Raw genomic sequence first — 26596 nt, forward strand, 5'->3', positions numbered from 1 at the left:
CGCTGATTTAGTCTGTGGCGAACTGCAACCGCCCCACAGCCTGGAGCTTCCCCGCGAACAGCAGTGCGGCGTCGCTGAGTTCATTCTCGGCAAGAATGCGAGTGCCTTCGACGTCCGCGTTGAGCACTGTCGGGGCGAAGCGGACGTGCGTAGCGTCCTCGATGCCCACAAAGTTCAACCAGTCAGCAACGTAGCTGCTGCTGAAGTCGGAGCCGAAAGCTGCCGGAACCCCCGGGGCATAAACACCGCTCGTGTGGATGGCGACGGTCTGCTTGCCTTCCATGAGTCCGCTATAGCCCCTTTCGGGGTCGAACCCGAAGCTCCAGCCGGGCTGGGTGATGATGTCGATCCACTGCTTCAGCACGTAGGGCACGCCCGAGTTCCACATGGGAATGTTGAAGACATAAGCGTCTGCGGCTGCGAATTGGTCAAAGACTGCGCGGGCGGCTTCCCAGGCCGCAACCTGTTCCGGTGTCTGGTCCTGACCTGTGAAGACAGCCATTTTCGCCGCGGCCGCGGTCCGGCCGAAAGCCGGCAACGCGCCGTCGTCGAACAGGTTCACCGTCTCCACCTCGAAGGTCTCCGAGGCAGCAGCCTGAACGGAGTCGATGAAGTGGCGGGCGAGCCGCAGAGAATCGCTGTTCGCGTAACGGGGCGAAGCGTTGATGTGGAGGATGGAGGGCATGGTGTTCCTTTCGAATCGGGGGAAGCTTTTACCCCCGATTCGATCCTCACCCGGGTACGTCGTACAGCGTAAGAACGCACTTTATTGTGCCCAAGGCACCTCAAAGTACCTGCAATGATGAGGAGCATGACACTCACAGCTGATCAGACACGGCGCAGAGCACAGCACCACTACAACGCCTCCTTGGAGCTCTGCCCTGCACGCCAACTGCTGGAAGCCATCAGCAGCAAATGGGTGACGTTGGTGATGCTCGCCTTGGAGGAAGGGCCGCAGCGGCACAGTGGACTGCGCCGGCGCATTCCGGGAGCCAGTCAGAAAATGCTGACTTCCACGCTCCGCTCGCTGGAGCGGGACGGACTGATTCACCGTGAAGTCACTGCATCTGTTCCGGTGCGGACGGACTATGAGCTCACACCCCTTGGCCGGTCCCTGCTCCCGATCATTTTCGACATGAAGGAGTGGGCTGAGGACAACATGGATGCCGTGGCTGCGTCCCGCCAACACCAGGACAGGGACCGCGCCAGCGTCACCCCCGGACAGTAGGCTGGAAACGTTCGTGTTGAACCGCATCGAAGGGACTTGAGTTTGGCTTACATCACCGTCGGAAACGAAAACAGCACTGAGATTGAGCTTTACTACGAAGACCATGGGACCGGCCAGGCAGTGGTCCTGATCCACGGCTATCCGTTGGACGGTTCCTCCTGGGAGAAGCAGACTGCAGCACTGCTCGACGCCGGCTACCGCGTCGTCACGTACGACCGCCGCGGGTTCGGCAAGTCCAGCCAACCGACTGAAGGCTACGACTACGACACCTTCGCCGCTGACCTGAAGACCGTACTGGATACCCTGGACCTGAACGACGCCGTGTTGGTGGGCTTCTCCATGGGTACCGGCGAGGTTGCGCGCTACATCAGCACGTATGGCTCGGCCCGCGTTGCCAAGGCTGTGTTCCTTGGTTCGCTGGAGCCGTTCCTCCTGAAGACCGATGACAACCCGGACGGTGTTCCCCAGGAGGTCTTCGATGGCCTTTCGGCCGCCGTCACAGCAGACCGCTATGCCTTCTTCACCGATTTCTTCAAGAACTTCTACAACAGCGATACCTTCCTTGGCACAGCACGCCTCAGCCAGGAATCCGTGGATGCAAGCTGGAACATCGCCAGCAAGTCGGGGGCCTTCGCATCAGTGGCCGCCCAGCCCACCTGGCTCACGGACTTCCGCGCAGACATCCCCAAGATCGATGTCCCGGCCTTGATCGTCCACGGCACGGCGGACAACATCCTGCCGATCGACGTCACGGGCCGACGATTCAAGGACGCCCTGCCTAGCGCCGAGTACCTGGAAATCGAGGGCGCACCGCACGGGCTGCTCTGGACGCACGGGGCCGAAATCAACGACGCCCTGCTGGCGTTCCTCAAGAAGTAAAGCCCTAGGAGTTTTTGAGGCGTAGCTTCCGCGCCTTCTTGCCTTTCTTCAGGTACTCCTGCTGCTGCGCGCCGGCGGTGGTGCGTTCCATCGCGTGGAGCACGCCATATGTGAAAGCACCGCTGCCGACGTCCGGCGCCGATCCGAGCTTCAGCAGCTCCGCCCGCGCCATCACGCTGTCCTGGTGGTCGCCAAGGATCGACTGAACCCTATGCGCCGCACTCCCCAGCTTCACGGCACGCTTGCCGTGAATGCTCTCCACCGCCGCCGCGGCGAAGCGCAGCTTCTTGGCGGCCTTCCGGACTTCATGGAACGCCTTATCGCGTTGAGGCCCGACGGCGGCACTCACCGCTTCGTCGTGCCGTTTGCGGAGCCTTTTGCCGGCTTTGTTAACGAGCTTTGCCGTGGTCTCCTTGGCCGGCCCGGAACCCTTGGACGTAGAGGGTGGAACGTCGATGAAAGCTTCCAGATCGTCCAGTAATGTGAAATAGCGGGGGCTGTTCAGCCGGTTCCTGATGGCGGACATCGCAGTTTCGGCCCTCAGAGCCATGCGCTCTTCCAGTTCATTGTGGAGCTGACCCAGGACGAGCTTCCCCGGCAATTCATCAAGGCTGTTCTTCAAGCGTTCGTGCAAGACTTCCACATCGCGATACCGGCCAAGGGTCTTTGCAAGCGATTTCAGCTCCCCCTCCAAGTCCTTCACCGGTGCCTGCTCGAACAGCGCGCTGTAACCATGCAGCACTGCACGGATGCGGCGGATTTGGGAGCGCATTTGGTGGACTGAGTCGTCCCGGGCAAGGCGGACGTGGGAGTCCTGAAGGAGCAGATCGGCAACTTGTTCGTCCAGATAATTGAGCACCGGGATCACGGCTGGACCGTTTCCGCTGGGCTCTTCACGGTCCGTTCGCTTCGAAGCGGGCCACGAGTCGCCCAGTGCTGTGGCCAGTTTGGAGGTGCGCTCGCTCGGCTTTGCTCCGGCGTCGGAAAGTTGCTGTGTCAGGGTGCTCAGCAAGGTATCGTCACCGTCGTCGGTTTCGTCCGGTGCCAGCTCCACCTCCCACTCCCTCCATTCCAGCTGACGAGGTTCACCGATTACGGACTGGGCTTGGACCGAGTCGTCCACGAAGTCGGCCATCCGGTGGCCATCGTTGCCATACAAGGAGTAGCTGGTACGTTCCGTGGTCAGTGTTGCAACTGCAGCCACTGCGTGACCCCGGGTGTAGGCAATGATGCGGTCCATTAGTTCTACCGGGACAGTATCGGCTCTGCCCAACGGTGCTTGGATTTCCGTTCGCTTTCCCGCACTGTGCGGGAGCTTCAGGTGCCAGCCGGCGTCCGGCCCACCCGTGCGGCGTCGCAGTGTGATTCCCCGGGAAGCAAGGGCCAGGTGACGCGTGTCAAAGTAGATGGCTTCCAGGCTGTGGGTTGCGGGTTCACCCACGCGCCCTACCCCGTCGATCGCTTTCAGGTCAGGCAGCGGCGTGGACGCTTCGGCGTCGAATTTCTGCTCAACTTCCATATTGCTGGACGTTGCCATGACTGCCAGAACTCCCTCTGCCGTTGATTTTCCTTATGCCACGAGGGCCGGCCCGTTGTGATGGCCGGCCCTCGTTGGAGCTACTTTTTACTTCTATAACCAGTTTGAGCCAGTCCGGAGCCTGGCGCCAGAGCTGGAGCCCTTACTAGAGACCAGGAGTGCGCGGCTGCGGCGGCTCGGCAGGACCCTCGTTGGACGCGGGCGCTGAGACGTCGGCCGCGGGCGCTGAGAGATCCGGATCGACTGGCGGGAACTCGGCTGTCGCCACTCCCCCGTTTCCGAAGGGTTCGCCCGTGTCATCAACATCTCCACCGGACACCGTGCCACGCCAGGCACCTGTTTCATGCCCCTGGGCTTCGATGAACTTCTTGAACTTGTCCAAGTCGGCACCAACACGCAGGCTGTCTACTCCAAGGGCAGAGCCCGCCTTTTCCGCGAGGCCATCCGGCTCCCAGACGATCTCCACGTTGACCCGGGTGCTGCCTGCGTCGAGGGGCTCGAAGCTCACCGTTCCCCCGTTGCGGGGACCGTCCACGCTGGCCCAGCTGACCAAGGAATCGGGGACCTGCTCAATGATCTGGGCGTTGTATTCGCGCTTCACGCCGCCCACGTTGGTTGAGAAGTGAAGGCCCGTTTCATCGATCTGCTCTACGGCCTCCACCCCGTTCATGAATTGAGGGAAGGTCTCGAACTGCGTCCACTGGTTGTAGGCAACAGATACAGGTACATTCACTTCGATTGACTTATTGACCGTAGCCATAGGTTGCTCCTTCGATCGTGTCTCGGGTGCTTACGCGGTACTGCTTGTGGCGCGCCAGCCAGCTGGCTGCTTAACCAGTGGCGCGCCTGTCTAAAGCGCGCCAGCCAAAGCTCTTAGCCGGCGTCGAAACTTTCATCGTCATCGTCGTTGGGAGACTCTTCTTGTGGCAGGTCGTTGCCGCTGCCGTCCGGCAATCCATCATCGTTGCCGTCGGGCTGGGTGGACTGCTCGGCCAAGTACTGCTCGTCGGTTCCGCCGAAACGGCCCGCGCCTGGTTCGCCGGAGCTGTCCGAATCCTCAGGATCCAGGTGGCTGAGGTTCGGCGCGCCGGTGCCTTCTCCGAGGGAGGCTTCCTCGATGTCTTCTTCCACGCGGGGCTGGGCCTGCCCTCCGCCGGCTTCCTGCTCTGCCGTAGGAGTGCCGTAGCCTCCCACTTCCTCTTCCGGTGTGGCATTTTGCTTGTCCATGAGACCTGTCCTTTCCAAAGCGGTGAACGTGTTTATGGAACTCTTCGAACCTATAAGTGCAGCTGGTGGCATGTCCATGCCCTGACGAAATTAGTCAGTAATCTTAGCGATTTGAGAGTGAAAGCGTTACTGTTCAGCCCCTAAAATCATCGACTCACGATGGTTGTGGAATTTCGCAACCACCCTGGGGATCCAATCCTGTGTAATTCAATGGCCCCGCGACAATATTCAGGGCGATGGTGGCAAACTGCGAGCACTGCGCGGGCGGAGCCGTGAAGTAACCCCGCTGACCCGCTGCCACGGCCCCAATAATGAGCCACACCACCACGAACAGCCCGATAAGAGAACCGATCCGCATCACTACCCCAATCGCTGAACTGACATCCCCAGCTATTAGTAAGCATACTGACAAACCTGCTGAAGACCAAAGAAACGCGGCCACGACCGGGATTTCTCCCTGCCGCAGCCGCGTCTCCCCGAATCAATCCGTAGGGTTTGTTTCGGTTGTCAGACCACGGTTGTCCGCGGTCTTTTCGTCCTTCTCTTCGGCCGGCCCGGGCGGGTTGGCTGATTCGCTGGGACCAGCGTCGACGGCGTCTTCCGGACTTTCCGACGACGAATCACCCACTGGTACCTGGCTGCTCGATTCCGGCGCCCCGGGGTCCCTGGGAATGGGATGTCCCGGGGTGGTTGTTCCATCGCGAACTTGCGCGAAACCGGCAACCTCGCTCGGATCAGTGGTCATGCGCGCGACCGACCACGACCCACTACCCAGCCAATAAGGGCCAGCACCAACAGGATGATTCCCACCCACAGGAGGAAACTGAGGGCTTGGTTGAATCCGCCGACGAGGAGCAAGATGATCGCGATAACACCGGCGATTATTAAGAGTGTATTCATTGAGCTACGCATCCCTTCAATAACGGTTGTCTATTCAGGAAGGCGTCCGCTGGTACTCCATTTCTGAAGCGCCACCCATGCCAACGGGCACCGATCGGAGAATTACTCCTCCATATCGCTTACGTACCCCCACGGAAATGCGTTCAAACAGAACTCATGCCCGGGAGAGGCACGTACATAGCATCATGATAGGCGTGCACTGCCCCGCGGCGAAGGAGTTCGACAGGAAACTTAGTACGCTTTTGTCGAGAACGCTCCAAGGGCCCGGCTGATCTCCAAGGCAGTTCCTGCCGCAGCCTCGCCATATTCCTGATACTTGGCGGGCACAATTCTGCTCGATGGCCCGGAGATGGAGATGGAGCCTGCAGCGACCCCGCCGGAACCCAACAGAGGCACGCCGATCGAGGTGATCCCCGTACTCAGCCCCTGCTCATTGATGGAATATCCGCGGGCCTGGGTGTCCGCGATCATCACGCGAAGCTGGGCAGCGTCCACCACGGTCTGCGGCGTCAAGGCTTCAAGCTGGCCGGCCAGATACTCATCCACAAAGGCGTCGTCGGCTGCCGAAAGGTACGCGATTCCCGTGGAGGAGGCGTGCATGGGGAGCCTTGACCCCAGGGGCAGGAACGCCCGGAGGACATGCGGGGTGTCCAGGCGTTCGATGATCAGCATGTAGCCGCGGTCCGGAACTGCCAGGTGCACGGTCTCGGTGGTGTCCAACTGCAGCGCGTTCAGTGGACCCATGGCGGCATCGCGGATAACCGAACCACTGCTTCCGCGGCTGGCAACGGCAAAGGCGTGGTTGGTCAGGACCCACTTCCCGGCCTGAGCCTCGGACTGCGCAACCCACCCCAGCTCGCCAAGCGTCCGGAGCATGCGCAGCACCGTCGCCTTGGGCACATCCACTTCACGGCTCAGCTCGGAAAGGCCGGCCGGCTGATTGTCTGAGACCGCTTCCAGGACCCGAATTGCCGTGACCACGCTCTGAGTACTCATCCACACTCCCGCTTGACCGAGTTCTTTCCGTGCCCTACATTACAGGCGACTTCCCAAAATGAACCAACGGTTCATCCAGTGAACCAATGCAGCTTGATTGGAGAAAGTGCCCATGTTCGCAGCGGATGCCGGCGTTGGCGTGTGGATGGCTGCAATGACCATCGACACGGTGGTGGTCAGGCGGCTCGTCCTTGTTGGCGCCCTGGTGCTTCCGTCCAGTCTCTTAGAACCCTTCATCGATAGGACAACACAGTGCTCAAACCACTCCGCGGAATCACCGTGATCGACCTCAGCCGCGCCCTTGCCGGCCCTTACTGCACCGCCCTCCTGGCCGATATGGGTGCCAGGATCATCAAGGTGGAAAGCATCAACGGGGGTGACACCGCCCGCCAATGGCCTCCGTTCCAGGACGGTCACAGCCTCTACTTTGACTCCGTCAACCGCAATAAAGTTTCGGTGTGCATCGACTTCTACTCGGCGGAGGGGCGTGGCATCCTCGCCGGCCTGATCGCTGACGCGGACGTCCTGGTGGAGAACTTCAAGCCCGGCACCCTGGAAAAGATGGGGTTCACTCCAGCACGGCTGGAGGAACTCAACCCGGGACTCGTGGTTGGATCCGTCACCGGCTTCGGCAACACCGGTCCGCTCAAGGACGACGCCGGACTGGACCAGGTGATCCAGGGAATGTCCGGGCTGATGTCCGTCACTGGGCCCGGACCCGGCTCGGCCTATCGCGTGGGGGTGCCAATCGTGGACATCACCTCGGGAATGATTTGCGCGTTCGGAATCGTCTCCTCGCTTCTGGGGGCCCGAAACGGCGAGCGCCCCAGCCGGGTGTCCACTTCCCTTCTTGAGACCGCGCTGAACCTTTCAGCCTTCCAGGGACAAAAAGCCCTGAGCCTCGGAGAAGCACCTACGCCGCAGGGCAACAATCACCCCGTCATTGCCCCATATGGCATGTTCGCCACGGCCACGGAGCCCATCAACATCGCGGTGGGAAGCGACAAGCAATGGCGGGCGTTCTGCGACTTGCTCGGCATTCCCGCAGCCGTCGAGGACCCCCGGTTCATCACCGGAGCGGACCGTTCGGCCAACAGGGACCCGCTGTCAGAGCTCATTGAAAGTACTCTCAGCGCCAAGTCCGCGGCCGACTGGGTTCCCCTCATCAGCCACGCCGGAATCCCCTGCGGCCCTATCTATGACTACACTCAGGCCCTCGCCTCGGAACAGGTTGCCGCTTTGGGACTCGTGCAGCGCCGCCAACGCGCGGATGGGTCCGAGCTCCCCCTGCTCCGCGGCCCACTCAGTTTGGACGGCGAGGCCAGCGAAATCCTTTCGCCGCCTCCGCTGCTGGGCGAGCACACCGCCCAAGTACTGATGGAACGCGGAATGACGCACGACGACGTCACCCGGCTTGAGCGCGAGGGTCGCGTTGTGTGCGGGCCAGCAAAGATTGGAGCGCAGCGATGAGCACGGTTTCCGACGTAGCGCGTCCCCGGACAGGCCGAATCTCTGTCGCGATCGCTGACGGCGTGGCCAGTGTGGAGATTTCCAACCTGGCGCAGAGAAACGCTCTGACCAAGGACATGTGCCTGGAGATCCAGGAACTGATGCCTCAACTGGACGCCGATCCGGACGTTGCGGTGGTTGTGCTGCGCGGCGCCGGAGATACGTTCTGCGCCGGGGCGTCCATCAGTGAACTAGCCTCGGTGCTGCTGGATCCCCAGCCGGACGGTTCCACGGCGGATCACCTCAGCAGGGCAGATTCGGCCATCGCAGCCCTGTCGAAGCCCGCCGTTGCCCTGGTGGATGGCGCCTGCATGGGCGGCGGGTGGCAGATCGCGTCGGCTTGCGACTTCATCATCGCCAACGAGCGTGCCGTCATAGGGCTCACCCCGGCCAAGATCGGCATCATCTACCCACGGCCCGGCCTCGAACGGCTGGTCCGGTTAGTGGGACATGCCAACGCGAAGTACATCCTGCTCACCGGACAGACGTTCAGCGCTCCTGAAGCTCGAGCGCTCGGGCTGGTTGCCGACGTCATGCCTTCCGAATCCTTTGAGGAGAAGTGCGCAGCGCTTGTCCGTTCCTTGCGGAGCCGCTCCCGGTTCTCCATGCACTCCATGAAGCGGCTGGTGGACTTGACGGACAGTGTGCCTGCGGCCGGCATTGATCAGGAATGGGCGGCAGCTTGGTCGGCGATGCCCGACAGCCCGGACATGGGGATCGGCATCAGCGCATTCCTGAACCGCGAGCAGCCCCGGTTCATGTGGCGGCCTGCATCGTGAGCAGCCCCTGAGCTGTGATCCGCGCCTCATCCGGCACTAACTGAGGCCCTCCCCGCGTTGTACAGGGAACGAGTTGTACAGAAGACGAAGGGAGGGCTCATGCTCATTGTTCTGACGGGAATTGACGGCTCAGGAAAAACGACGGCGGCCCGCGCCTTGGTCGATTCAGCTCTGGCTGAGGGACGAAGCGCCCTGCTGCTCAGTAATCACGCTGCACGCCGAAGGATGTCGCTCCTATCGGCGCGGTATGGGTGGAAGGTGCCGCCACGCGTCGCGGACTTCATCGAAACCGGCGTTCGCGTGTTCAACGTGCTGGTGAACCACGCGCGCGCCCGGCAATTCGACGGCCTGGTGGTCATGGACCGCCACCTCCATTGCCAGCTGGCCTTACGCCAGGCCAACGGATTGCGTCGCGGCCGGCTGCTGCCATGGCTGCTGGAGAAACTCCCGGCTGCTGACCTGCACGTCCACTTCGACGCAGACCCCACCATCGCCCATGAGCGGGTTATGGCGCGCGGCACGGATGAGGAGACAGTTGCCGATCTGAGGGCATTCAGGGACGCATACCGTTCACTGCCTCAATATGAAGACTTTGCTGTGGTGGACGCCAGCGGCGAACCTGGCGACGTCCAGGCCCAGCTGAACCGTGTGATCACCGGTAAGGAACCACTCCACGCCTAACCCAAGCGGCTCGCAGCGCGGCCGGTTGACTTGCAGCATCTCTTTTGCGGGGTAGGCTCGCGCAGATGAGCCGGCTTGCGAAGGAACATCTTCAGTGATTTCAGAGGCTAGGATCAGCCGCGGATCCCAGAAAGTCATTTCAAGCGTTGTGGGTGTGGCCTGCTTCTTCATCATTGCGACTGCTATTCCCAGCGGCGTCCTGCTCATCAGCCTGGCGCTGGCTGTTCTTATGCTCCTTTTGACAGCGCTGGTGCTGCGTATGACCGTGAGCATCGAATCCACAGAACGCACCTTGGTAGTCAGATGCCGGCCGTTCTACTCCCGGACGGTCCCACTGAAGGACATCGTCGATGCCTCCCCCGCCCCATCCAGCTCCCTGACCGAGGGCTTTGGCATTCGCTACTTGGGCCGGAAAACATGGGGGCTGCTGGTCGGCGGACCAGCCATCGTCATCGAAACGCCCAACCGCACGTGGATCATCTCGACCCCGAACCCCGAGTCCACAGCCGCAGCCATCCTCGCCCACGCCGGCAAACTGAGGGACAGGTAGTTGGGTACATAGCGGCCGGTCAATCCCGCGGGCGCATTAGCGGAGGGTTGAGTACGGCGCGGGTGGGCTGACCCGGCGTCGGACGTGCCTCGGAGGCGAGCCTGAACAGCGCAGCCGGCCGTCCGGCGTCGCCCGTTGTCATCCGCCCTGTGTCTTCCAGGAAGCCGGGCGTTCCGGTGGCTTTTCTGTGGAAGTTCCGCGGGTCCAGGCGCGTGCCCCACACAGCCTCGTAGACGGAGCGGAGCTGGGCGATGGTGAACTCCTCGCCGCAGAATGCCGCGCCCAGGGGCGAGTATTCGAGCTTCGACTTTGCCCGCTCCAAGGCGTCGGCGAGGATCCGCGCGTGGTCGAAGGCCAGATCAAGCTTCCCATCGAGGACATCACGAACCAGGTACCACGCAGCCTGCTCAGCGTCACTACCGGCCGACAACACCGGGAAGTCCGGCGCCAGCAGCAGATGAGCCACGGTCAGGACGTCGCCACGAGGGTCGCGCCCCTTCGGGCCGTAGCTCCCCAATTGCTCCATGTGACCCGGAAGATGTTCGACGCCGGTCTCCTCCGCGAGCTCCCGACCAGCCGCTTCGAGGAGGTCCTCGCCCGCGAGCACGAAGCCACCCGGTAGAGCGAGCTTGCCGCGGAAGGGCTCAATAAGGCGGGTGATGAGGAGGACGTTCAACTCGCCGTCGCGGACCGTCAGGGCGATGACGTCAACTGTCACGGGGAAGCGCTCAGGCGCCGGATGGGATTCAGGCATGAAGTAATCGTAGGGAATTATCGTCATCTTGACAATAAAGCTGGATCCACTCTAGTGTTTGATTATCGTCAAGTTGACGATAATCAAATGAAAGAGAGAACATCATGGCCAACATCAAGCGCTACCCCTGGATCAGCCACTTCCTTGGCAGCCCCACCGGTTACGTCGTCCACCTCCAGAAGGGGACGGTCAGGCACCAAGGAGTTGGCCAGGCATTCTGGTTCCGCCCCGCGAACTCGGTACTGAGCGAGGTCCCCGTAGATGACCAGGAACTGCCCACGCTCTTCCACGCCATCACCCGCGACCACCAGGACGTGAGTGTTCAGGCCAACGTGACCTACCGGTTCATCGATCCCGTGGCCGTCTCCACCCGCCTCGACTTCGGCTTGCAAACTGCGGGCAAGGCGCCGGCAACCGGACGTGAGCAGGTGTCCACCATCATCGGCCAGCTGTGCCAAAGCCACGCGATCGACCAGATCGCCACCACCACACTCGCCGAGGCGCTGGAACGCGGAGTCAGCCAGCTGCGTCTCGTCCTCACCGAAGCACTGCGGGCCGATGCAAGGCTTCAGTCCACCGGCATCGAAATCCTCGGGGTGCAGGTCCTCGCAGTTCGTCCCGAATCCGACGTCGAACGCGCCCTCCAGACGCCGGTGCGTGAACAACTCCAGGCCGAAGCGGACCGGGCCGTATACGAGAGGCGGGCAGTCGCCGTCGAACGTGAACGCACTATCTCCGAAAATGAAATGGCTAGCCAAATCGAACTGGCCGTACGCCGCGAAAATCTGGTGGCCCAGGAAGGCGCAAATGCCCGGCGCGCTGCTGAAGAGAAAGCAGCCGCGGGACTCATTGAGGCCCAAGGCTCTGCTGAACGGAAGGGTATTGGCGCCGCCGCCGAAGCCAACCAGATCCGGCTGGTTGGCGAAGCAGCTGCAGCCCGCGAAGCCGCAACCATGGAGGTCTACCGCGGCATGGAACAGGCCACACTCCTGGCGTTGGCACTCAAGGATGCAGCTGGCAGCCTCCCGAATATCGGGAACCTGACCGTCACTCCGGACCTGCTCAGCGGAGCACTTGCCGGACTGTTCAAGGAACCCGCCGCTACTGTAGAACCCACCAAGTAAGGACCGGTCATGGCAACCCCGCGCATCGTCATCGTCCACCGACGAACAGAACTCCAGGAACTTCTGGACCGGCACGCCACCCGGGGCCAAGCCGAGTTCTTCCTCCGTACGCGTGGCCGCAGCATCCAGGACGTGCAGGATCGGCACGATCAGCTCACCTCCGCTCTCGCAACCATCAGGGCGGCAGTACCCTCCGATTGGCACCAGGCAGAAGTAGAACGGGCGGACCTGAGCCGCTTCCTGCTCACGGCCGAGGACATCATCGCCGTGGTGGGACAGGACGGACTCGTGGCGAATGTTGCCAAGTACCTGAATGGCCAGCCGGTGATCGGCATCGATCCTGAGCCAGGCGCAAACCCGGGCGTACTGGTCCGGCACACGCCCGCAGCGGCCGCCGCTTTGCTGGGTGCCGGCGACCTTGGGCGGCTCCGCTGCCAAAATCTCACCACCGTGACGGCAACGCTCGACGACGGTCAGCAGCTTTCGGCGCTCAACGAAGTTTTCGTCGGGCACGCCTCGCACCAATCGGCGAAGTACTCCATCACAGCGCCGAGTTTCACGGTTCCGGGCGGGCAAACAGAGCGGCAGTCGTCGTCGGGCCTCATCGTCTCCACCGGCACAGGCGCCACCGGCTGGTGCGCCTCCATTGCTTTGGAACGTGGAGGGCGGGCACTGCCTGGACCCACCGATCCGCGGCTCGCATGGTTTGTCCGCGAAGCCTGGCCCTCCCCGGTCACCGGTGCCTCGTTGACCGAAGGTGTCTTGGAAGCCGGCGAAATACTCAGAATCACCGTGGCTTCCGATCAGCTGGTGGTGTTCGGCGACGGCATGGAAGATGACCGGCTGACGGCATCGTGGGGACAGGAGATCACGGTGCAGTTGGGGCAGCGGCCGCTGAAGCTGGTTGTTTGATCTTCACCTGTGCAGCCACCACCCACTTTGATGGTGGATTCGGGCCAACACGCCGTTTTTAGGCCATCCCCCTGGGCCGGATCGCTCAAAGTTAGTGATGACGGCCCGCCTTGCAGCAGCAACGTCCCGCAGGTTATTCCATTCGGCGCAGTATTCTAGGGCTTCATACCCCTGCCGTACCCTAGGAGCTTCCGTGAGCCATGCCGAGATAGCTACCGAGCGGACTGACGAGTCAGAGAAGCGTCCACGCGGTGCCGCGAGCAGTGCGGCCCTGGGGTTATTGATTGGCATCCTTGCCGCAGCGTTGGGCCTCGTCCCTTGGTGGATTTCCGGTGCCCGGTTGCCCCTGCAGAACCTCTGGGCTACGCAGGTCATGCCGGGCCAGATGCCCTTGGCACTCCTGCCCCTGAGCCAATATGAGGTGCTCACCATCGTCGCTCTCCTGACAACGGGCGGCGCAGCAGCGGGGTTTGCGATACGTGTCTGGTCCCCCGTTCGACGCCGACTCGTCACATGGTGCGCGATAGTTGGCCTGCTCTTGGTCCAAGTAGCTGCCACCGTGCAGTCATTCGAACTCCTCGGCCAAGGGTTGATGCGCGGAACCCTGGCGCAGTATTACCGTGCGGGTCTGATGGCCGGCGTCATTTGCTCCATCCTCGCCGCGGTCGTCGCTCTTCTGCTGATCGCTTCGAAGTCAACAGTGGCAACAACCATTGGGGGCGGACTTATGGCGGTCCCCTTCACATCCTGGGCCGTTGAATGGGTGGTTGGCGTTGTTGGGCACACGAATGTACCCATCGCGGTCCCTTCCATTGCCCACTGGCTTCCAGCGATTGTTGTGGGTTGCGCGCTGGCTTGGTGCGGTGTGAGGCCCCTTGGCCGCTTGGCTGTTTGGGTGCTAAACCTCGCTTTCCTGTGGGTAATCCCCGCTGTCTTTACAGCCGTCCAGTCAGTTCTTGGGACCCGGGTGATAGCTGGGGATATCCCTGAAATGGTGCTGATGGGCAGGGAAGTGCTCACGGCAGCCCTGGGTCCCGACGGCGGAGCCGTACCCACTGTGTTGTTGGCCCTGGCTCTTGGGCTGGCAGGCGTAGGCATTCGAGTCATCGCTGCGCGGCGGGTCCACAGCACCACCTGATTGCCGATTCTGCTTCAAGAATCAACCGTTGTTCCTCGCCAAACCGCGAGATAGGGTGACCGGACCGTCCACCCACATCATCGTCTGGAACAACTCTGGGAGACACCATGACACATGTGAGACGTCACTTGGCTGCGGTCACGGCAGCCTTGGCACTAACCGCGACGAGCGGCGCGATGGCCAGTCCGGCCTTCGCCGATCCCCGCGAAACAGACAAGACAGCCACGGCCACAGGCTACGGCGGCGCCGTGAGCACCGTTGATCCCGAAGCTTCTGCAGCCGCCATCGACGTATTGAGGAAAGGCGGCAACGCAGCCGACGCAGCCGTCGCTGCAGCAGCAACCTTGGGCGTCACCGAACCTTACAGCGCCGGCATCGGCGGCGGCGGCTACTTCGTTTTCTACGACGCCAAGACGCAGCAGGTAGGGACCATTGACGGACGTGAAACCGCACCAGCGGGCATCACACAGGATGCCTTTATCAACCCCGCGGACCCCGAGGGAAAGCCCTACCGTTTCACGCCGGAACTCGTCACCAGCGGCGTTTCCGTGGGAGTGCCCGGCACGCCCGCAACCTGGGAGCGGGCCCTGGAGCGTTGGGGAACCATGAATCTCCGTGAAACCCTCAAGCCTGCCATCAAGGTGGCTGACAAGGGATTCGTGGTGGACGAGACGTTCAGACAGCAAACCTTGGACAACGAGGTCCGATTCGATGCGTTTACCTCTACCCGTGACCTGTTCCTTCCCGGCGGCGACGCCCCCGCCGTCGGAAGTGTGTTCAAGAACCCCGAACTGGCCGACACCTACAGGCAACTGGCTAAGGAGGGGACTGATGCCTTCTACGGCGGCCCGCTCGCCGAGGAAATCGTCAAGACTGTACAGGCTCCGCCGAAAACCGCCACAACCGAGCTCCCCGTCCCCGTTGGCTCCATGACGGTGCAGGACCTGGCCAACTACAAGGTGCTGGACCAGGCCCCTACCAAGGTGGAGTACCGCGGCTACGACGTATACGGCATGGCACCTTCCAGCAGTGGCGGCACCACGGTGGGTGAGTCGCTGAACATCCTGGAGAATTACGATCTCAAAGGCATGAAACCTGTCGATGCCCTGCACCATTACATCGAGGCCAGCTCGCTTGCCTTCGCAGATCGTGGCGCCTATGTAGGCGATCCCGCTTTTGTGAATGTCCCCACCCAGACGTTGCTCAACCCCGTGTTCGCCAAGGAACGCTCCTGCGAGATCAGTCCGACGACCGCGGCAACCAAGCCCGTGGCCCCCGGTGACCTGAAAACGTTCGACGGCGCGTGCCCGGCTGCCGTGGCACCGCTCGCCAAAGACACGGATACAGAGAACATCTCAACCACGAACCTGACTGTGGCAGATAAGTGGGGCAACGTGGTTGAGTACACGCTCACGATCGAGCAGACCGGCGGTTCGGGAATCGTTGTTCCGGGTCGAGGCTTCCTGCTCAACAACGAACTGACCGACTTCAGCACGGTCTATGACCCGAAAGATCCGAACCGGATCGAACCGAACAAGCGGCCAAGGTCCTCGATGTCGCCGACCATTATTTTGAAAGATGAGAAGCCGTTCCTGGCCCTGGGCTCTCCAGGGGGTTCGACCATCATCACTACCGTGCTGCAGACCATCCTGAACCGCGTCGACTTGGGCATGACTGTTTCCGAGGCTTTGGCTGCCCCGCGGGCTGCACCCCGGAATGGCGCGACCATCAGCTCCGAGCCTGCGTTTATTGACGCTTACGGTCCGGCGCTGGAGTCCTTGGGGCATGATCTGGTTCCGGCTGGTGACGCCTTCACTTCTGCTGCCGAGATCGGAGCGGCTACCGCCATCGAGTTCAACCCGGACGGATCGCTGACCGCAGCCGCCGAGCCGGATCGGCGTGGTGGAGGTTCGGCGATGGTGGTGAAGCCAGCCAAGCCCGGCAGGTAACGCGTAGCTCAAACCTGGCAAACGAAGCCCGCCCCGGAGGCGCCCGATGAGGGTCGCCTCCGGGACGGGCCTCTGCTGCCGGGCCGGGTACTTTCGCCACAGGTATGCCGAGCCACAGTTGCTCCGAATTGCTCAAGGTTGGCGGTTGTTCCTGAGCTCCCGACTGAACTTCCAGAACATGACCAAGGATGCAGCGGCCAAGATGATGCCGGAAGCCGTGGACCACCACGTCTGATCTTGATTTGAGATGAAGATTGACACGGCATAGGCACCGAGAACCAATGCCAGAAAAAGCCAAGTCAACGGGATGCGATTCATTGTGTACTCCTTAGTTGAAGTAGATGAAGTGTCATGCCAGATCCCGCTTGAGAAACACCAAGAATGCAACCGCTGTAACTACTAAAAGCCAGCTCACAGCTCCAACGAAAGAACCGAATGCGGCTATGTGGACAGCAAGTTGGTCCGCCCAGTCAGCGGCTAAAACCGGGAAGAAAAACTGCTCGGCATCTCCCAACCACCCGGCCAGGAGTTCCGGAAGTACCAAACTCAGGGGCACCACGAAGAGGCTCACCAGGTGGCTGCGAATAAGGGAACCGATGGCAAAGCCCCATAGCGACCCCATGCAGGCCGTTCCCGCAAACGCAAGGACTGCATGAAAGCTGAATCCCCATGCTCCATCCAGGATTTCTCCGGACAGTCCGAACAGCACGCCTATGGTCACTCCCACCAGAAGGGCCGCCAGGGCAGTGCTGGCGGCCCGGGCAGTGAATGCGGGACCTCGTTGGAAGTGCAGTACCCGGCGTGTGAAGCATCCAGCCCGATAGTCCGAAGTGAATGCAAAGGATCCCACCACTGCGGCTCCTGTGAGCATGAGGGACATGCTTGCCTGCCGAAGAACCTCAATCCCCGGAGATGTTGGAGATTCCAGACCCGCCATGCCAAGGAGTACGGCGATGAGCCCTACCACCAGCAGGGCACCGACGGCTGATCCCAGCCACAACCACGGCCGCCGCAGCTCAGAGAGGAAAGCGGGCACCACGTGAACCATTTAGAACTCCTTACCGCGAAGAAGCCGCACAGCGCACAAGCCCGCTGCGAGGATCCACCCCAGTGATACAAGGAAGGCTGGAAGGGGATCCATTAAGCCCTCGAAGGGCAGTGACGCAATACCCGCCAAAGCGCTGGAGGGAAGCCAGCGTGCTATCTCAGCGGCGCTTGCAAGGAGAGGCAACTCAAGGGCTAGCGGTACCAGCAAGGTGAGTATCGTCGTCGCGTAGTAGTGCCGAATGATCCATCCGAGCGAACAACCCCACAGGGAACCCATAACTGAGGCAAGCACCACGCCAGGCAACGCCTTCCATGACTCGGCAGTCAGCAGTTCGGCCCGCACATCAGAAGGCAGTGAAAACGCTATGCTCACGCCCCAGATTGCGATCCCGCTGATGACCGTGGCAAGTCCGACAATTACTGCGGCCAAGTATTTGGATATCAGCACTTGCTTCAGCCCTGACATCACCACACTTCGCCGAAGGGTCCCGTAATAGGACTCCCGGGTTACCAAATAGCTCCCCGCGAAAGTAGCCACTGGTGCAATGCTCGCTGCCAGGGCCCAAAAGACTTGAACGTTGTCCGCCGCCGATACCGCACCGGAATTACCCGGCCAGCCGAGGAAGTTCGCAACAAACCATGGGATCAGTGCGGTGAATGCCAGTACGCCCAAGACCGAATATCCGCTGAAGTACCGGAGGAGCTCTGAACGGAGACCACTGGTCAAGGAACGGAGAGCAACTCTATTCACCGGGCACCCTCCAGAATCTTGAAGTACGCGGATTCCAGACTGCCCGCGCCTAGGGCCTTGGCTTCCTCGATGGTGCCTCGAAACAGCACCCTTTGCTTGAGAATCACAACTTCGTCCGCAACCTGCTCCAACTCCATGAGCTGGTGGCTTGAGACGAGGGCGCTGCCTCCTGATGCGGCGAAGTCCCGGAGGAACCTCCGGAGCCACTGGATGCCCTCGGGGTCCAGTCCGTTGGCGGGTTCGTCAAGGACAAGCATCTCTGGGCTACCCACCAATGCGGAGGCAATTCCCAGGCGTTGCCGCATGCCCAGCGAATAGTCCCGGACCTTCTTGTTTCCTTCGGCTGCGAGGTCCACCAGTTCAAGAATCCGCTCCACATTCCCCGGGTCAGCCCCGACGGCGAGCTGGCAGATCTTCAGGTGTCGGCGTCCCGTCAACCCGGGCTCCACGTCCATTCCGTCCAGATTCACGCCAACTTTGGTGGCGGGTCTCCGCAGTGACCGGTAGTCAGTGCCAAATACGGTTGCCCGCCCGGACGTTGCTTCCAACAGCCCGGTGAGCCCTGCGAGCGCCGTGCTCTTCCCTGCCCCGTTCGGACCAATCAGACCCACAACACGTCCGGCCGCAACGTCGAACGTCAGTTCTTCAACCGCGAACCGTGAGCCTCTCCTCTTGCTGAACGCCTCGAAACTGGCGTGGATTGTCATTGGTGCCCTCTCGTGGATTCGGTAGCTTGCCCGGATGGGCCTGGCCACAGCGGCGAATTGATGGCCGCATCCCACAGCCACTCCCCCAAGCTCGTTTCTCGCTGGCTTTTCACTTCGGCGCGTCCGGAGGAAGAAAGGTTGATCCCGGATTCCAGCTGGCTCGGGTAGGCAAGTACTGGCAGGTTGTTGCCGGCCAGCGCAATCGGGGCGATGGTGTCCAGCGGCGCCAGGGAGTTCGACGGCGGCTGGTCACCGAGGGTGGCCTGGCCAAGATTCTCGTGAATGATCATTCCTTGCGATTGCAGAGTGACGTGATCGCCGGGTTCGAAGGCCTGGCCTGTGCCTTGAAGAGGCGCCACAATCAGTAGTTGGCCGTCTGCGTAGGTGTAGCCAGCTATGGACGTGGGCCTCACGGGCACCAGCGCAAGGAGTGCTCCGACGGTAATGGCTCCCAGCAGGACTACCAGGATCCGCCTCCACGCCGGGCTTCCATTCCGGCCTGCCGCACGGAAGAACCGGACCACGCTCCTGAGGGCCATCGCCAGCAGGAGGCAAAGGACTCCGAGAACAACAAGGTGCCCTGTGTAACCAAGCTGGAGGAAAACCGGGACGAGTCGTTGGAATCCGATCACCATGAAGGCAATACCTGAAACGAAGCTCGCAAGCCCGAACCAGGGCAGGAGTCCCTGGCTAGGGTCATTGCGCCGGCTGGGGTCAGCGCGCCGGGAACCGAGAACGCGAGCGCTGACAACGTCGGCCAACGCAGCGATCGATTTCTTCCGGAGATGGGGAATGTCCACCGCGGACATCAGTGCTACGTAGCCATCCAATTTGATGAAGGGGAAGAGATTCAGCACTGCCACTGCGTAGCAAATCATCCCGTAGAGGACGGCTGCGTCCTTGATGGGGGACTCCGGAAGAAACGCTTGTACCGTCATGGCGGTGCTCCCCAGTGCGACGTGCACCAGAGGACCGGCGAGAGCCACGAGTACCCGCTGCTTCTTGGAACTCAACCGCCACCCGTCGGTCACGTCGCAGAAGAACGCCGGCGACAGATAGAACAGCATGATCCCGATGCGCCGCGGTGTCCCGCCAAAGTAGGTCAGCGCCATGCCATGTCCCAGCTCGTGTAGCAGCGTGGACACAAACATCGCCGCCACCACATACAGATAGGCCTCCAAAGGAAGAGGCGTTGCGAGGACACGCCACATACTGGGCCCGGCTATGAACGCGCCCACTAAGCCGCTGAGCAGGAGCAACAAAGCCACGACGGCTCCACCAGGCCGAACCATTGCTGTGATTGCCGGGCGGAAAGCCTCAAGCAGTGGTGCCGGATTGAAAAGGGTGAACTGCACTGTCAGGGGTGCCCTGAACTGGACCCGTCGAGCCTGAGCGGGCTGTGCACCGGCGTCGAAAATTCCTGTGTGCGCCAATTGGCGCACAATCCCCTCCACGTCCTCAGGCGTCCAGGCGGGCCCCAAGAGTTGAGCGAGCTGGGCCGGTTGCATGGCACCGTCCACGGCGTTCAGAACGCAGGCGACGTCGGACGAGACTCGCGCTTTCGGCACACCATTGACCGCGACTATCCACGGCCCGTTTTCCTGCAGCGGTGCGTCGATGGAAGCCGACGGTGCGAGCTGCACCGGCCACTCGGCAACTCCCTGTGCCGATGTTCCTGGCTTCCTCATATCAGCGGATGCGGGGTGGAGGAGCTGCCCGGCATCACGAACAGGTCCTTGGTCTCGTCCATGGTTAAGGGAATGGCCCCGGGGCAGACAGCTTTGCCGGCAACCCAACCCAATTCCCGGATTGCTGCAGGAAGCCTGTGTGTGAGGTTGACCCAGTGGGAGCGGACGTTCCGTCCGGCCAGGTGCTTCACCAGAGCATCGAGATCGGGCTCGGGTTGCTTGCTGGGAAAGTTGGACGGCTGGAAGGATCCAACCCACCGGCGCAACTCAGCGATTGCCGGTGCAGTGGTCCAGAAGTGTGCACGGGAGTCGTCATCAGTCACGGTGGCGACAGAAGGGGCGGAGACCGGACTGGCGGAGGCTGGATCGGCGGAGGCTGGGTCCGCGGACTGTGCGCGGGTGAGGAAGAGCTCCCGGATTTGCAGCCCTTCCTGAAGCGCTCCCTTGAGGGCGCTTACAGGGTCGGAGGCAGCTTTGAGTCCCACAGCGCCATAGCAAACGGGTCCCTTTTCCTCCGTGATGATGCATACGGCAGTCAGCAGCGGACTCCCGTTGTTCGGAATGAAGGCAAGCGTGGGCTCCACGCCGGCAGCCCGCGCAGCAACGAGGAGCAGGCTCAGGCCCCGGGCCTCCGCCCCCTGACGCACCGCGACGGGCATGCTTTTTGCGTCGAACTTTTGCAACGGAATCTTGTGGCGCCAAGCTGCTAGAAAGGCGTCTCGCTCCATGACCTCTGCGATGGCCGAGGTCTGGGCAAAGGCTTCAGAGGGCCCGGACGCCGCACCGTTGGGTGAGGGATCAAAGAACGCATCCCACGAGTTCGACTCGCCACGGCCGGGGGTGTAGTCCACCACAGGCGCGGGCACTTGCGTGGGTTTCCCCGTCAGCAGGTCAACGGCACGGTACCAAGGGACGTCGCAGGCAAGGGCGGACACGTGGCCGAGCCCGGCACTGACAAAGTCGATTTGCGTGTCGGCGCTTCCCTTTCGGGCCAGCAGATACTCGGAATCTGCCGGCACGGGAACCAAAGCGAACCGTTCCACCGCTTCGCCCGCCCCTCTTGTCAGGGACGCACGCCTCGAGACGTCGAAGGCCCCTACTGCAGAAGCGATCCGAGTACCGGGCGCGCCATTGCTTAGCTGCCCCACCGTCCGCCACAGGCCCATCTCGTTCGGTACATAGACTGACGCTTCGGACACCAGTCCCAGGGAAGGATGGAGCGTTCGCACCGGATCTACGCTCATTTGCCGCATACCCACAGCTCCACGTCGTTCAAACCAGGGCTCGGCGACGCTATCCGAACCGGCAAGCGTTCAAGGATACTGAGACGTTCGGCAGTGATCTCCTCCTCAAGGAGACTGTTGCTCAGAAAGGCGACATCGCTTGCGTATGCGGAGGATCGATAAGTGCCGTCCACGCTGAAACTGACATGGACCATGGTCACGTGACGCGCTCCGTTGACGGGGTCCCGGCTTTCCGCGGTGATGAGGAATGCGTCGTCCCCAAGCGCCGAAATTGCAGTGCCGTCGTTGTTCACCGACGCTTCATGGCTGTCCGCGTTCAAGACCGTTAGGAGGAAGCGACCGTCCGGCGTCAAGCAGTCGCGCACTCTCCGGAACAATTCACGCCTGCCCGCCGGCTCGAGGAGCGTGATGGAACTGGCGCCGAGAACCACGCAACCGTATCCGCCGTCGACTTCGAAGCGGGACATGTCAGCCTCCATCAGCTCCAACGCCACACCGCGCGGGTTGAAGGCCTTGGTGCCTGCTTTTTCCTTCAGCATGGCGAGCATTTCCGGTGAAGAATCGACGACGGCCAACGGACGACCCAGGGCAAGGAGAGGCCGGGTGATCCGTCCGGATCCTGCAGCAAGTTCAAGGATGGGGCCCGAGGTTTTGCGCACGGCTGCAAGGATTTCGGGGAGCTCGGTCAAGTCGTTGGCGGTGATCTGGTCGTAGAGGCGGGATCCTGAAGCGCTGTACAGATCCTCTGGCGGATCGACGTGTCCCAGGACCCGAAGGATGGCGTCAGCGGTCTTATCTGGTGCGATGTTCATCAGCTCGTGTTCTCCGGGAGTTGGAATTCGGTCTGGAGCTCACGCGGGTGGTGGCCGAACTTGGCACCACCCGCGTGAACTGGCTTAGGTAGCGGCGAGGCCGACGACGATGCCGGCGATGATGATGACGTCACCAACGCGGATGTACCACGGTGTATCGTCCGGGGTGTCGAGGTTTTCCAGCTCTTCGATGGTCAGCTGAAGGTTCGAGGTTGCGATCATTGACTCCTCCTTTCTCGTTTCTCGGCATGCGGGGGGCATCGGAGCTTTAGGTGATGCTGACGGCGATCAGGCCGATGGCAACTCCTTGGGATACACCGATGAACCAATTGTTGAAGTCCGGGGTATCCATGGACTCGATCTCCTGGATGGAGATGTTGAGCTGATTTTGCATTCGCTTTCACCTCCCCTCTGGGTGTGTCTCGGCTGGTGTGGGACGCGGTCAGGTGATGGCGACTGCGATCCCCACCAACGCCAGTCCTGCCGTGATGCCTTTGATTCGTTCGTCCCAGTCGTCCGGAACGTCCATGGCTTCAAGCTCCTGGATGTTGAGGTCCAGGGCTTTGAGTGCTGTGCTGCTGTTCATGTGTTCACCTCCTCTCCCTTGCCGTTGGCAGATCGCCCGTTGAGGCCTGACAAGACGTGGTCTCCACCCGCAGCTGCGGTGAGAACGTGCTGAATCTGCGCGGCACTGATGCCGCGCAGCATCGGAAGCGCTGCGCCCCAATTCCGGACAGTGGCGTCCCTGGTTCGTACCAGCGTTTCCTCGCTGATCGTCTCGAGCCCGGCGATGCCCCATCGCCACATCAGCTGGTTGACGCCAAGAGCCGGGCTGGGGTCAAGGTCAGGGACTTCCTGGGTGACCGCGGACCAGAGCTGTTGGAGGCGCTGGCTATTACCCCACGCTGCTGCACCGTTCTCGATTTCCTCCCAGATAGGACCGATCACGCAGGCCGTTGCGGTCATCTTTCGCGCACCGGACACGTAAGCAAGCTCGTTCGCGAGGTACCAGTGCTTCGCCCCGTAGGGATTGCGGCCCATCAGCGACCAACCTGTGTGCGTCTCCATGCTGAGGCGGGCCGCGGTCAGCCGCAGCTCGGGCGCATCGTGCAACGTCAGCCGCTGCCCCAACCGGACGATTCGTTGGATGAGGGAATAGCCGTCGTCGTCGAAGATGCTGTGGCGGCTGCCAACCATGGTCCCTGCCACCCTCAGGAACGCTTCAAGCAGGCCCTCGAAAACCAGATGTCTGGGCAGGGTGGCGAGGTGCCCGGCGTCGAGCATGGCAACGTCACCCGCCAGGTTCCGCGAGGCAATCAGGCGGCGTCCGACGGCGGTGTCCAGGCACGCTACAGCGCTGACTTCCGCGCCGGTCCCTACGGTGGACGGCATGAGAATGGTCTTGGGACGTTCTTTGGGGTCCGTGATGGGCGGCAACACCAACAGGCCGGAGCGTTTGGCGTGGCGTTCAGCGAAAATTGCCAGGCTGGGGTCTGCGGTGAAAAGAGCGGCGAGCTTCACCGCATCCAGAACTGACCCACCGCCCAGCCCTGCGACGGTCTGCAGCCCGTTTTCGCGGATGAAGCTGCCCACCTTTCGCAGGGTTTCCACCGTGACGGGTGCTGCGGTCAATTCCAGGACCGGCGCTCCTTTGAGGTCGCTGTCCAAGAATTTGTCGCGGTGTTCTTTGAGTGCGCCGTCCACCACCACGCCCGTTCGGCCACGAGTGAGGTTGCCGAGGTACTTGGGTGCCGTCCCGTCGTCGACGATGACGCAGCGGGTTCTCACCGCGTGATCGGCGATCATTCGAAAACTCCGTCGCATTCGGCGGTGGCCAAGCCTGTTTCTATTGCGGTGCGCAGTTCCTCAAAGTTCTCGTCGGTGTAAATAAGTGCTGGCAGGAGCTGGATCCCTCCCGGCCCTGGTTGCACTATGGCCCCGGCTTGATGGATGCTCCGGACCACCGCCAAAACTCCGTTTGATCCGAGTGGAACGCCGTTCTTGGAGAGGAGCTTCAGGCCCCGCATGCAGCCGCGACCCGAGGAGTTACCAACGCCGGGGGTGCCCTGAAGTTCTTCTATGAGCTTGTTGAGGCCTGACGCCACCTGCTTGGTCAGGATCTTGTGGTCCAATCGCTTCATCTCGGCGATGGTGCTGAGAATGGCGGCACACGTTGCCGGAGTTCCGGCTTGGGTTTCTCCGTGAACAAAGACGGACTCGGTTTGGTCAAAAAGTTGCGTCACCCGTTGGGCTATCAGGAGGGCGGCGCATGCACTGGTGCCGTTGGTCAGGCCCTTGGACGTGACAATCACATCCGGCTGTTGCGCCCATTCATCTGACGCGAACCAGCCATTTACCCTGCCGAAGCCGGTGGCAACCTCGTCCGCGATGATGAGGAAGCCGTGGTGGTCCCTGTGCTTGATGACCTCTTCGATGAAGGCCGCCGGGACCGATTCCGCGCCTGAACCCAGAACGGGTTCCATGATGACCGCAGCGATCCTGTGGCCTTCCCTTTGCATGAGCCGAGCCAGTTCCGCACCGTCGTTGTCGAATCTGATGTGGCGGATGCTCCGCTGATCCACGCCGTACACGGCTTGTCCGAGGTCATCGCCGCTGAGGGCTTGGCTTCCATACGTCAGCCCGTGATAGCTACCGCTCAGTCCGACGATGAGCTTCCGCTCTGGCTGCCCGTTCAGGACGAAGTAGTGGCGCGCGAGCTTCATTACTGCGTCGTTGGCGGCTCCGCCGGAGGTGGAGAAGACGACTCGCTGGAAGTCGTGTGCAGGCAGGCTCAAGAGTGCTCTTGAAGCCTCGATCGCTTTGCGGTGGGACGTGCGGAAGAGCGGAAGATAGGAGGCCGCGTTGAGTTCCTTGGCAATGGACTCCGCTATCTGGCGGTTACCGTACCCAAGGTTGGTGTTCCAGAGACCGCTTTTCGCGCAGATTCGTTGCCCGCCATCGGCGAAGGTGACATGAACGCCTTCAGCGCTGACAGCCGTGTAGCTATCCTCGTTGAAGTCGTGCTGGGTAACTAGCGGAACCCAGAGAGGAAGCTGTGTTCTGGGGGTGGGGAGAACAGGAACTCCGGTCATCAGCGTGCGCCCATGATGTCGATACCGAGTTGCTCAAAGTGCGTGACGACCGCTCTGGCAGCGCCCTCGGCTACGCCTGCTGAAACCTTGATCGCAGGTGCCACCATCGTGGCAGCCCCCTTGATATCCCTCAGGTTGGAGACGGCCTCGATGATGGCCGCAGCATCCGTACCGATCTTGAATAACCGGCCTGTCTTCGTGTCCAAAAGGGTGTGTTCGGCTCCCGATTTGAGGATGAAAGGAGCACTTGCTGACGGCAGACCATCGTTGAGGGCTGCGCCGCAAAGGCTGACGCCGAAACCCACCAGCTGCGTGTTGGCCCGATCTTCTCTGGGAATAAACTTCCAAGCATCCAGCGCGGCAAGGTAACGCGGGATCCAAGGTTTGGTCGCGAGGGAGTCACTACTGTCCCCGGGGTAGTAGACCGCGGCCACAGCGGACTCGGGCCTGAGAGGGACGGCCCGGACTCGTAAGTCAGGCAGTGAGTCCCCTATTTTGCCAATCTTGGTTCCGTAGGGCCCGGTCCTGATGGAACCGTCCCAGGTGATGTGGAGCCGCGTCAGGAGAAGATTGCGATTCCCGGCCCCACTCAACAGTCCACGTTCGGCCAGCACGGCGTTGACTTCGGTGAGCTGCTGCACAAAGTTGCCACTGCGGAGGGCTTCATCCGCGTCATCGAAAAATGCCTGCCAGTCTTCCTCAGTGGTCAGCCTGACCACCGTCACGCCGACCAGGTTCACGAAGGGGATGGCTATATAGTCCTGGATCTCCAAGGCGAGTTTTCCGTCCACCAGGAGCTCTTCCCCGGCAGCGTCAAACGACCCCGAAACCGGGACGATGTCCCCATCCGCTTTGTCCCCGTTCAAGACCAGGATCGTCGAGCCTTCGCCGGCAAGCGTCTTCGCGTACTCGGTGTGCTCTGGATTCTCAACGAAAATAGCGTGGCCCGGGATCCGTCCCGGAATGCCGGTGATCCACTGATCCACAGCGGCGGCAATGCTCTGTTGCTGACTCAGCTTCAATTCCCCAACCCCAATTGTTGTGCACTTCCCTTGCAGCCATCCCGGCGGTTGATCCGGGGCTGCGTTCTGA

Annotated in this window: 30 protein-coding genes; 10 read left to right on the forward strand and 20 right to left on the reverse strand. The window is 61.7% G+C overall.

Annotated features, from left to right (window positions below; genetic code table 11):
* Positions 1-7 precede the first annotated feature (7 nt).
* A complete protein-coding gene (locus tag ARUE_RS17930) occupies positions 8-685 on the reverse strand; it encodes an FMN-dependent NADH-azoreductase (RefSeq protein WP_011776084.1) in 678 nt (225 codons plus the stop codon).
* Positions 686-811: 126 nt separating this feature from the next.
* Between ARUE_RS17930 and ARUE_RS17935 the strand changes: the two genes are divergently transcribed.
* Positions 812-1228, forward strand: a complete 417-nt coding sequence (locus tag ARUE_RS17935; protein WP_043470671.1) for a winged helix-turn-helix transcriptional regulator — start codon at positions 812-814, stop codon at positions 1226-1228.
* 42 nt (positions 1229-1270) lie between these two features.
* A complete protein-coding gene (locus ARUE_RS17940) occupies positions 1271-2107 on the forward strand; it encodes an alpha/beta fold hydrolase (protein WP_011776086.1) in 837 nt (278 codons plus the stop codon).
* Between the two features lie 4 nt (positions 2108-2111).
* On the opposite strand, the gene ARUE_RS17945 is transcribed toward ARUE_RS17940, so the two are convergent.
* The 6 genes from ARUE_RS17945 to ARUE_RS17965 all read right to left on the reverse strand — a co-directional run bounded on the left by ARUE_RS17945 (position 2112) and on the right by ARUE_RS17965 (position 6767).
* Positions 2112-3644 carry a CYTH and CHAD domain-containing protein gene (locus ARUE_RS17945; RefSeq protein ID WP_014922751.1) on the reverse strand — a complete coding sequence of 511 codons (1533 nt, stop codon included), beginning with the start codon at positions 3642-3644 and terminating at the stop codon, positions 2112-2114.
* A 145-nt stretch (positions 3645-3789) separates the two neighbouring features.
* On the reverse strand, positions 3790-4404 hold the full coding sequence (locus ARUE_RS17950; RefSeq protein WP_014922752.1) for an SRPBCC family protein: 615 nt from the start codon (positions 4402-4404) through the stop codon (positions 3790-3792).
* Positions 4405-4517: 113 nt separating this feature from the next.
* The gene (locus ARUE_RS17955) at positions 4518-4949 is read right to left on the reverse strand and encodes a hypothetical protein (protein WP_014922753.1); all 432 of its coding nucleotides are present in this window, start codon (positions 4947-4949) and stop codon (positions 4518-4520) included.
* 403 nt (positions 4950-5352) lie between these two features.
* Complete coding sequence (locus tag ARUE_RS17960) at positions 5353-5616, reverse strand: hypothetical protein (protein ID WP_043470673.1); 264 nt, start codon at positions 5614-5616, stop codon at positions 5353-5355.
* Positions 5613-5771: a hypothetical protein gene (locus ARUE_RS24505; RefSeq protein ID WP_167532113.1), complete on the reverse strand. Its 159-nt coding sequence runs from the start codon at positions 5769-5771 to the stop codon at positions 5613-5615. The genes ARUE_RS17960 and ARUE_RS24505 overlap by 4 nt, the downstream gene beginning before the upstream one ends.
* Positions 5772-6002: 231 nt before the next feature.
* Entirely contained in the window at positions 6003-6767 is a 765-nt protein-coding gene (locus tag ARUE_RS17965) for an IclR family transcriptional regulator (protein WP_014922754.1), read from the reverse strand.
* A 252-nt stretch (positions 6768-7019) separates the two neighbouring features.
* On the opposite strand from ARUE_RS17965, the gene ARUE_RS17970 reads away from it, so the two are divergent.
* The 4 genes from ARUE_RS17970 to ARUE_RS17985 all read left to right on the forward strand — a co-directional run bounded on the left by ARUE_RS17970 (position 7020) and on the right by ARUE_RS17985 (position 10286).
* On the forward strand, positions 7020-8237 hold the full coding sequence (locus ARUE_RS17970) for a CaiB/BaiF CoA transferase family protein (protein WP_014922755.1): 1218 nt from the start codon (positions 7020-7022) through the stop codon (positions 8235-8237).
* On the forward strand, positions 8234-9055 hold the full coding sequence (locus ARUE_RS17975; protein WP_051025019.1) for an enoyl-CoA hydratase/isomerase family protein: 822 nt from the start codon (positions 8234-8236) through the stop codon (positions 9053-9055). The genes ARUE_RS17970 and ARUE_RS17975 overlap by 4 nt, the downstream gene beginning before the upstream one ends.
* Positions 9056-9154: 99 nt before the next feature.
* Complete coding sequence (locus tag ARUE_RS17980) at positions 9155-9736, forward strand: dTMP kinase (protein ID WP_014922757.1); 582 nt, start codon at positions 9155-9157, stop codon at positions 9734-9736.
* Between the two features lie 94 nt (positions 9737-9830).
* Positions 9831-10286, forward strand: a complete 456-nt coding sequence (locus ARUE_RS17985; RefSeq protein WP_014922758.1) for a hypothetical protein — start codon at positions 9831-9833, stop codon at positions 10284-10286.
* A gap of 19 nt (positions 10287-10305) precedes the next feature.
* Here ARUE_RS17985 and ARUE_RS17990 read toward each other — a convergent pair whose 3' ends face one another.
* Positions 10306-11067, reverse strand: coding sequence for an NUDIX hydrolase (locus ARUE_RS17990; protein ID WP_014922759.1), 762 nt, complete (start codon positions 11065-11067; stop codon positions 10306-10308).
* Positions 11068-11144: 77 nt separating this feature from the next.
* Here ARUE_RS17990 and ARUE_RS17995 point away from each other — a divergent pair, with 77 nt between their 5' ends.
* The 4 genes from ARUE_RS17995 (at position 11145) to ggt (ending at position 16163) form a co-directional block, all read left to right on the forward strand.
* On the forward strand, positions 11145-12164 hold the full coding sequence (locus ARUE_RS17995; protein ID WP_014922760.1) for an SPFH domain-containing protein: 1020 nt from the start codon (positions 11145-11147) through the stop codon (positions 12162-12164).
* A 9-nt stretch (positions 12165-12173) separates the two neighbouring features.
* A complete protein-coding gene (locus ARUE_RS18000; protein WP_014922761.1) occupies positions 12174-13076 on the forward strand; it encodes a diacylglycerol kinase catalytic domain-containing protein in 903 nt (300 codons plus the stop codon).
* A 193-nt stretch (positions 13077-13269) separates the two neighbouring features.
* Entirely contained in the window at positions 13270-14214 is a 945-nt protein-coding gene (locus ARUE_RS18005) for a hypothetical protein (RefSeq protein ID WP_051025021.1), read from the forward strand.
* 107 nt (positions 14215-14321) lie between these two features.
* Positions 14322-16163, forward strand: coding sequence for a gamma-glutamyltransferase (gene ggt, locus ARUE_RS18010; protein ID WP_043470675.1), 1842 nt, complete (start codon positions 14322-14324; stop codon positions 16161-16163).
* Positions 16164-16512: 349 nt separating this feature from the next.
* On the opposite strand, the gene ARUE_RS18020 is transcribed toward ggt, so the two are convergent.
* The 12 genes from ARUE_RS18020 to mpaB form a co-directional block, all read right to left on the reverse strand.
* Positions 16513-17211 carry a membrane protein gene (locus ARUE_RS18020; protein ID WP_014922764.1) on the reverse strand — a complete coding sequence of 233 codons (699 nt, stop codon included), beginning with the start codon at positions 17209-17211 and terminating at the stop codon, positions 16513-16515.
* Positions 17212-17937 (reverse strand): hypothetical protein, encoded by a 726-nt coding sequence (locus ARUE_RS18025; protein WP_014922765.1) that lies wholly within the window; start codon positions 17935-17937, stop codon positions 17212-17214.
* A gap of 20 nt (positions 17938-17957) precedes the next feature.
* Positions 17958-18668 carry an ABC transporter ATP-binding protein gene (locus ARUE_RS18030; protein ID WP_014922766.1) on the reverse strand — a complete coding sequence of 237 codons (711 nt, stop codon included), beginning with the start codon at positions 18666-18668 and terminating at the stop codon, positions 17958-17960.
* Positions 18665-20356 (reverse strand): daptide biosynthesis intramembrane metalloprotease, encoded by a 1692-nt coding sequence (mpaP, locus tag ARUE_RS18035; RefSeq protein ID WP_014922767.1) that lies wholly within the window; start codon positions 20354-20356, stop codon positions 18665-18667. The genes ARUE_RS18030 and mpaP overlap by 4 nt, the downstream gene beginning before the upstream one ends.
* On the reverse strand, positions 20353-21600 hold the full coding sequence (locus ARUE_RS18040; protein WP_014922768.1) for a YcaO-like family protein: 1248 nt from the start codon (positions 21598-21600) through the stop codon (positions 20353-20355). Before ARUE_RS18040 ends, mpaP begins: the two co-directional genes overlap by 4 nt.
* Positions 21597-22412 (reverse strand): daptide-type RiPP biosynthesis methyltransferase, encoded by an 816-nt coding sequence (gene mpaM, locus ARUE_RS18045; protein ID WP_014922769.1) that lies wholly within the window; start codon positions 22410-22412, stop codon positions 21597-21599. The genes ARUE_RS18040 and mpaM overlap by 4 nt, the downstream gene beginning before the upstream one ends.
* Positions 22413-22496: 84 nt before the next feature.
* A complete protein-coding gene (locus ARUE_RS24195; protein ID WP_159101474.1) occupies positions 22497-22634 on the reverse strand; it encodes a daptide-type RiPP in 138 nt (45 codons plus the stop codon).
* A 46-nt stretch (positions 22635-22680) separates the two neighbouring features.
* Complete coding sequence (locus tag ARUE_RS24800) at positions 22681-22806, reverse strand: daptide-type RiPP (protein ID WP_272941661.1); 126 nt, start codon at positions 22804-22806, stop codon at positions 22681-22683.
* A gap of 48 nt (positions 22807-22854) precedes the next feature.
* Entirely contained in the window at positions 22855-22998 is a 144-nt protein-coding gene (locus tag ARUE_RS24200) for a daptide-type RiPP (protein ID WP_014922770.1), read from the reverse strand.
* Positions 22995-24218: a daptide-type RiPP biosynthesis dehydogenase gene (gene mpaC, locus ARUE_RS18050; protein WP_014922771.1), complete on the reverse strand. Its 1224-nt coding sequence runs from the start codon at positions 24216-24218 to the stop codon at positions 22995-22997. The genes ARUE_RS24200 and mpaC overlap by 4 nt, the downstream gene beginning before the upstream one ends.
* On the reverse strand, positions 24215-25504 hold the full coding sequence (gene mpaD, locus ARUE_RS18055; RefSeq protein WP_014922772.1) for a daptide-type RiPP biosynthesis aminotransferase: 1290 nt from the start codon (positions 25502-25504) through the stop codon (positions 24215-24217). The genes mpaC and mpaD overlap by 4 nt, the downstream gene beginning before the upstream one ends.
* Positions 25504-26526, reverse strand: coding sequence for a daptide biosynthesis RiPP recognition protein (gene mpaB, locus ARUE_RS18060; protein ID WP_014922773.1), 1023 nt, complete (start codon positions 26524-26526; stop codon positions 25504-25506). Before mpaB ends, mpaD begins: the two co-directional genes overlap by 1 nt.
* Positions 26527-26596: the final 70 nt, after the last annotated feature.

It is taken from the genome of Arthrobacter sp. Rue61a, assembly GCF_000294695.2.
Lineage (GTDB): Bacteria > Actinomycetota > Actinomycetes > Actinomycetales > Micrococcaceae > Arthrobacter > Arthrobacter aurescens_A.

Bases quoted from the DNA above. Each gene is read 5' to 3' on its own strand.
- ARUE_RS17930 (WP_011776084.1), bottom strand. From the start codon at position 685: ATGCCCTCCATCCTCCACATCAACGCTTCGCCCCGTTACGCGAACAGC.
- mpaC (WP_014922771.1), bottom strand. From the start codon at position 24,218: ATGATCGCCGATCACGCGGTGAGAACCCGCTGCGTCATCGTCGACGAC.
- ARUE_RS18000 (WP_014922761.1), top strand. From the start codon at position 12,174: ATGGCAACCCCGCGCATCGTCATCGTCCACCGACGAACAGAACTCCAG.
- ARUE_RS18020 (WP_014922764.1), bottom strand. From the start codon at position 17,211: ATGGTTCACGTGGTGCCCGCTTTCCTCTCTGAGCTGCGGCGGCCGTGG.
- ARUE_RS17980 (WP_014922757.1), top strand. From the start codon at position 9,155: ATGCTCATTGTTCTGACGGGAATTGACGGCTCAGGAAAAACGACGGCG.
- ARUE_RS17975 (WP_051025019.1), top strand. From the start codon at position 8,234: ATGAGCACGGTTTCCGACGTAGCGCGTCCCCGGACAGGCCGAATCTCT.
- ARUE_RS17995 (WP_014922760.1), top strand. From the start codon at position 11,145: ATGGCCAACATCAAGCGCTACCCCTGGATCAGCCACTTCCTTGGCAGC.
- ARUE_RS17945 (WP_014922751.1), bottom strand. From the start codon at position 3,644: ATGGCAACGTCCAGCAATATGGAAGTTGAGCAGAAATTCGACGCCGAA.
- ARUE_RS17960 (WP_043470673.1), bottom strand. From the start codon at position 5,616: ATGACCACTGATCCGAGCGAGGTTGCCGGTTTCGCGCAAGTTCGCGAT.
- ARUE_RS17965 (WP_014922754.1), bottom strand. From the start codon at position 6,767: ATGAGTACTCAGAGCGTGGTCACGGCAATTCGGGTCCTGGAAGCGGTC.
- mpaP (WP_014922767.1), bottom strand. From the start codon at position 20,356: ATGAGGAAGCCAGGAACATCGGCACAGGGAGTTGCCGAGTGGCCGGTG.
- mpaM (WP_014922769.1), bottom strand. From the start codon at position 22,412: ATGAACATCGCACCAGATAAGACCGCTGACGCCATCCTTCGGGTCCTG.
- ARUE_RS17955 (WP_014922753.1), bottom strand. From the start codon at position 4,949: ATGGACATGCCACCAGCTGCACTTATAGGTTCGAAGAGTTCCATAAAC.
- ARUE_RS24800 (WP_272941661.1), bottom strand. From the start codon at position 22,806: ATGCAAAATCAGCTCAACATCTCCATCCAGGAGATCGAGTCCATGGAT.
- ARUE_RS17935 (WP_043470671.1), top strand. From the start codon at position 812: ATGACACTCACAGCTGATCAGACACGGCGCAGAGCACAGCACCACTAC.
- ARUE_RS24505 (WP_167532113.1), bottom strand. From the start codon at position 5,771: ATGAATACACTCTTAATAATCGCCGGTGTTATCGCGATCATCTTGCTC.
- ggt (WP_043470675.1), top strand. From the start codon at position 14,322: ATGACACATGTGAGACGTCACTTGGCTGCGGTCACGGCAGCCTTGGCA.
- ARUE_RS17990 (WP_014922759.1), bottom strand. From the start codon at position 11,067: ATGACGATAATTCCCTACGATTACTTCATGCCTGAATCCCATCCGGCG.
- ARUE_RS18040 (WP_014922768.1), bottom strand. From the start codon at position 21,600: ATGAGCGTAGATCCGGTGCGAACGCTCCATCCTTCCCTGGGACTGGTG.
- ARUE_RS18030 (WP_014922766.1), bottom strand. From the start codon at position 18,668: ATGACAATCCACGCCAGTTTCGAGGCGTTCAGCAAGAGGAGAGGCTCA.
- ARUE_RS17950 (WP_014922752.1), bottom strand. From the start codon at position 4,404: ATGGCTACGGTCAATAAGTCAATCGAAGTGAATGTACCTGTATCTGTT.
- ARUE_RS24200 (WP_014922770.1), bottom strand. From the start codon at position 22,998: ATGAACAGCAGCACAGCACTCAAAGCCCTGGACCTCAACATCCAGGAG.
- mpaD (WP_014922772.1), bottom strand. From the start codon at position 25,504: ATGACCGGAGTTCCTGTTCTCCCCACCCCCAGAACACAGCTTCCTCTC.
- ARUE_RS24195 (WP_159101474.1), bottom strand. From the start codon at position 22,634: ATGATCGCAACCTCGAACCTTCAGCTGACCATCGAAGAGCTGGAAAAC.